Here is a 5,049-nt window from a genome sequence, read left to right as displayed (position 1 = left end):
GTACGGTTCTTAGGAGGGCGGCATCTGGTAACAGGTGTCGCCTATCCGACAATTTTAAGCTGGACTTGTGATCGCCAGAGAATTTTATCAAAATACATTATTCCCTCAATACGAACCCCCAACCCATCTAGCACGACAATTCCCCTTTCTGGGCTTGGTATCTAACTTTGAACAAAGAATTTGGCAACTATTTGCTATAAAAAAGCAATTAGTTAGTATGGCGAAATCTCAGTATTACATTGTTTTTAAAAAGATTTGAAGGGGTTTTGCTATGATTGCGGGCAAAGTTGATTGTAAGGTATATCCATATCACCCAGATTGTAGGGGGATTAATACCAATTGAACTGAAGGAGTTAAAGGGCTAGGCGCTGGTTATGATCAGGCTTTATCTTTGCTAGCCGACGATAAAGCGCAGGTTATCAGTTTTATTTCAACCCATGTGAATACAGAGCTTATGTCTTCACTGCAAAGTTTGGTGGCGTCTTTTGGGTTAATCGGCTAGTACTTGGCTTGAATGCCTAAAACAACAAAGGCGCTTATTGAGCGCCTTTTTTATCTCACGAAAGTAACCTGTGATTACTTCTTACGGCAGAACTCTGCGATAACGTACATAGACTGGCCGCCGTTAGCTTTGCCGGAGACTAGCTTAGGATCATCGCCAATACTGATGCCGCGGATCACAGTGCCTTGTTTGATGACTTGGTTGGTGCCGCGAACAGGGAGATCTTTAATTACCGTTACGTCGTCACCTTTTTTCAGTTCTACACCATTACAATCAAGCGGCTTATCATCGTCCGACATGCCTTGCATGGCCCAGTTCATGGTTTCTTCTTCCATGTACATCATGTCTAGTGCATCTTGCGCCCAGCTTTCACTGTTTAGACGAGTCAATTGTCGCCAAACGGTAACTTGGACGGCAGGGACTTGACTCCACATGCTGTCATTAAGGCAGCGCCAGTGGTTGATGTCTTCAGGGCTGTCTATCTCGCCAAGGCATTTTTCACACGCCATTAACGCCTGATCAACGGTAACATGGCTGTGGGGCGGAACTGGATAAGCGGTAAGAGGGGTATCACTGCCGCACAGTTCGCATTTTGATTGACAGCGTTCCAACATTGTCGCTTCTGAAGACATAATAGGCTCACATAGTAGAGGTAATTAATGAAGGGCGTTATTATCCATGTTATGACTTGAAAATAAAGGCCTATGCTCATTATGAGCAGTTAGGCCGTTTAATGTTGTAATTGGGTAAAGATGCTATTTTCGCTGACAAATCTTGAATGCGCGTGCTGTGCGATGGGTGAGTTGATAGCAGCTCGGGCGGTTGGCTGCCCCCAGAAGCTTTGGCCATATTTTTCCACAGCTCAACACTTTGTGTCGGATCAAAGCCTGCTTTTGCCATCAGTTCTAGGCCGACTAAATCAGCCTCAGATTCTTGGGTTCTGCCATAAGGAAGCAGCACACCATATTGAATGCCAAGCCCCAAGGCAGCCATAGTGGCACTTTGGTATTGGGCGTATTGCGAGGAACCAAGCGCAGCGCTGGTAATTTGTAACCCTGCATTGGCAAGTTGTGACTGTGATAGGCGCTCATTACTGTGATCAGCTAACACGTGAGCAATTTCATGGCCAATGACGGTGGCCAACTGGTCTTGGTTTTTCGCCACATCAAGCAGGCCGGTGTAAACACCAATCTTGCCGCCGGGCAGGGCGAAAGCGTTGACCTGTTCACTATCAAATACCACCACTTCCCAATCTTTAAACCCAGCCTGAGCGGGTACATGCGAAGTGACCGCCTTGGCTACACACTGGACATAGGCATTGGTTTTACGATTAGTACTGATTTTTTGATCTTGTTTCATTTGCTCAAAGGATTGAGCGCCAAGCGTGCTCATGTCTTGGTCTGAAAAAAGCAGCAATTGCTGACGACCTGTTGGTGATGAGCTGCACGCCATCAAGCCGATTGCACTCAATAAAGTGAGGCGTTTCAATGAATTATACATAAGTTATTCGGTATGATTGTTATTATTCCTTTAATCATATCATTTGACTAAAATGCTGTGTAATGAATCATGAGAGAACTTGTATGACAATCTGGAAACAATCGTTTGATCTCGATGGCTTAAATGCGACCTCAGAAAACACCTTAATGCGTCATCTGGGTATAGTGTATACCCAATTTGGTGATAACTTCATTGAAGCGACCATGCCTGTCTGCCATTTTACCCATCAACCCTTTGGTATGTTACATGGCGGTGCATCTGTGGCGCTTGCTGAAACGCTAGGTTCGATAGCAGCTAACATGTGCGTCAGTGAAGACTCGTATTGCGTTGGGCTAGACATCAACGCCAATCATGTGCGTTCAATGCGAGAGGGCAAAGTTACTGGTCGCGCAGAGCCTGTGCATTTAGGGATCTCGACCCAAGTGTGGCAAATCGATATTCGTGACGACAGAGAACGGTTAGTGTGCACCAGTCGCTTAACCATCGCGGTAAAAAAGAAGCGTAATGCCAAGCATTCGTTTAAGGAAAGTTAGATGGTGATTGATTTCTCGGCGGGTAAAATCATTGTTACCCCTCATGAGCTAGTCATTAAACTGGCGTCTGAGCATATGATTACTCTGCAAGCTCAAACCGATGCGCTGCAACTGATTGGTCGAGGTGCCAATGTGATAGCTGCTCACGGGGCGGAAAATAAATGGTCGATCAAGCTTGATAACGAAGCGCAGCTTAGTCTGATTGCTGAACAAATGGGGCTAAAACTTCAATAACCGTATCCTAAGCTTGCCTAATTGCTCATAAATAAGGAAACTTAACAGAGTTCACTTTGATTGAGATTTCCTCTTTATGAGCAGTCCTAGACTACGGGTTCAATTTGAAACCTTATTTGAACACTACAATGGTCAAAATTGTGGTATTCAATTAGAAGAGATCACTGATATTTTGTTTTGCACTAGGCGTAATGCGCGGATTGTATTAAACAAAATGGAAGAGCAGGGGTGGATTGAATGGCACCCTTCGCCGGGCCGAGGTAAGCTTTCGCAGCTCAATTTTAAACGTAGCCGAACCGATGTAAGTGAAAACCTCGCCAGACGATATCTGGAAGAAGGCAAGATCACTCAAGCGCTCAATGCTTTAGATCAAGACGCAGCTAAATTAGCGCAAATCGTTGAAAATTATCTAGGCGTGCAGCAGCAAGAAGGCGAGCAAGTGCTGCGTCTTCCGTATTACCGAGCGCTCTCTATGCTTAACCCGCGCAAACCAGTACGCCGCTCTGAGCAACATATCGCAAGGCAAATCTTTAGTGGCTTAACCCGTTTGGATGAAGATGAATCGCTTAGCCCAGATTTGGCCCACAACTGGGACATGCTTTCACCCACACATTGGCGCTTTTATTTAAGGCCCAACGTACGTTTTCATAATGGTGAACAGCTGACCACTGAAATAGTCGTCGACTCACTACTCGCACTTAGGGGTAAACCTCTGTATCGGCATATTTGCGATGTGACGAGTCCTAACCGATATGTGGTGGATATTTTGCTCGATAAGCCCAATTATCATCTGCCTTTGATGCTGTCCGAGTCTGATGCCAAAATCTTGCTTCCTGAAAGCAGTCGATCTGCGGATTACGATCAAATGCCGGTCGGGACTGGGCCATATAAAATCGTCAGCAACACCAAAACACACCTTGTTTTGCAAGCTTTTGATGGATATTTTGGGTTTAGACCTTTGATTGACAGAGTGGAAGTGTGTGTCATTAATGATATTTATGGCTCTATCTTGTTTCCAAGTATGGAAAACACCATAAAACAAACCACTGAAAAGCCGACAGATGTCGAGTTAGATCCAGGCTGTACTTATTTCTTACTTAATCGTCGAAGTGGTCTGGCTAAATCCGATCAATGGGCAAACTACTTTAGCCAGCGGCTAGGGTCTTTAAATCTTTACAATCTGTTGCCGCAAGAAAAGGTGGTTGAGTTGGGCGTTCTTCCGGCACATGGCTTAAAGCCGGGGTGGTATCATCATACCGCTCAAGGGCACTATACTTCTCCGCCTTCTTATCGCAAGGTGACGATTGCTTATCACGGCCAGCATCCGACATTTCCGGTTTTAATCCCAAGTGTTGAAGCGCTTCTCAAGCAAGATAATCTTGAGGTTGAACTGGTGAAATACGATGTTTCTTTACCCAACCCCGAGCAAGTGGATATTTGGTTAAAACCGATGGGAATTTCTACTCATCGCGACGATGGTTTAGCAGGTTGGCTGCTTAATTACAGTGATATTGAACAGTTTTGTAACCCTGAAGATTTCAACGATTGGCTCGAATTGGTCCAAACATGGCAAGGGCAAGAAGATAGTGGCTTTCCGGCAAGAGAAATTGGTAAATCTTTAGTTGATCGTATGCAGATCATACCCATGTTTCACTGCTGGCTAGGCATTGGTAGAGAACAATGCGGCGCGCTGCAAAATGCCAAATGCAATGCGCTGGGTTGGTTTGATTTTAGTCAGGTATGGCTCAAACCTGAGCAGGTAGTAGAAAGAGAGCAAGTAAATGGCGAAACCGAATAAGAAGCAACCGAGCAAAACTGTCGATATTTATTGTGCCAAATGTCGCTGTGAGCTGTTCAAGTACCGAAAGGGTGGAAAAGGAGCCTTAGTAAAATGCTTTAAAGAACGAATCGTGGCGGATTTTACTTCTACACCTTGTCATTGCCCTCAATGTGGCATTGAGTTTGCGCGCGATACTTTGATACGAGGTACGCCAGCATTCAAAATGATTGGTGGTAAGGTGGTTTTTAAATAAAAGAGGCGGATATACCCCTAATATCATTTAACGCAGTGTGCTAAAAATCAGCCTAAATCGTCGTTTTTAAGGCCTGAGCCACAAAAAGTATAAAATTGTCATTTCGGGGTATCATTGATTTTTAAAAGTGATAGAATCTCGCTGTCGAAATTTTACTCCACTTTACTGCAATCAAATAGGTACTCCCAATGGAAGGGGTTTGAGGTCCAATGGAACGAAAATGTACGGTAAGATAGTCAAGATTTTG

At 44.6% G+C, this 5,049-nt stretch carries 6 protein-coding genes; 4 read left to right on the top strand and 2 right to left on the bottom strand.

Annotated elements, in window-relative coordinates; genetic code table 11:
- Positions 1 to 576: 576 nt before the first annotated feature.
- Positions 577 to 1,134, bottom strand: a complete 558-nt coding sequence (locus tag AAFM34_RS20335; RefSeq protein ID WP_152431924.1) for a PhnA domain-containing protein — start codon at positions 1,132 to 1,134, stop codon at positions 577 to 579.
- Positions 1,135 to 1,213: 79 nt separating this feature from the next.
- Positions 1,214 to 2,002 (bottom strand): M48 family metallopeptidase, encoded by a 789-nt coding sequence (locus tag AAFM34_RS20330; RefSeq protein ID WP_114786182.1) that lies wholly within the window; start codon positions 2,000 to 2,002, stop codon positions 1,214 to 1,216.
- Between the two features lie 83 nt (positions 2,003 to 2,085).
- On the opposite strand from AAFM34_RS20330, the gene AAFM34_RS20325 reads away from it, so the two are divergent.
- The 4 genes from AAFM34_RS20325 to AAFM34_RS20310 all read left to right on the top strand — a co-directional run bounded on the left by AAFM34_RS20325 (position 2,086) and on the right by AAFM34_RS20310 (position 4,802).
- Positions 2,086 to 2,535, top strand: coding sequence for a hotdog fold thioesterase (locus AAFM34_RS20325; protein ID WP_239174574.1), 450 nt, complete (start codon positions 2,086 to 2,088; stop codon positions 2,533 to 2,535).
- Positions 2,536 to 2,769 (top strand): DUF3389 domain-containing protein, encoded by a 234-nt coding sequence (locus tag AAFM34_RS20320; protein ID WP_160927869.1) that lies wholly within the window; start codon positions 2,536 to 2,538, stop codon positions 2,767 to 2,769.
- Positions 2,770 to 2,845: 76 nt separating this feature from the next.
- Positions 2,846 to 4,567, top strand: a complete 1,722-nt coding sequence (locus AAFM34_RS20315) for an SgrR family transcriptional regulator (protein WP_341665997.1) — start codon at positions 2,846 to 2,848, stop codon at positions 4,565 to 4,567.
- On the top strand, positions 4,551 to 4,802 hold the full coding sequence (locus tag AAFM34_RS20310) for a hypothetical protein (protein ID WP_239174579.1): 252 nt from the start codon (positions 4,551 to 4,553) through the stop codon (positions 4,800 to 4,802). Before AAFM34_RS20315 ends, AAFM34_RS20310 begins: the two co-directional genes overlap by 17 nt.
- The last annotated feature ends 247 nt before the right edge of the window (positions 4,803 to 5,049 follow it).

Origin of the sequence: Vibrio sp. (assembly GCF_038138445.1) — a bacterium.
GTDB lineage: Bacteria > Pseudomonadota > Gammaproteobacteria > Enterobacterales > Vibrionaceae > Vibrio.
Note: the sequence above shows the minus strand (reverse complement) of the source record. Positions and strands in the feature narration are given on the sequence as shown.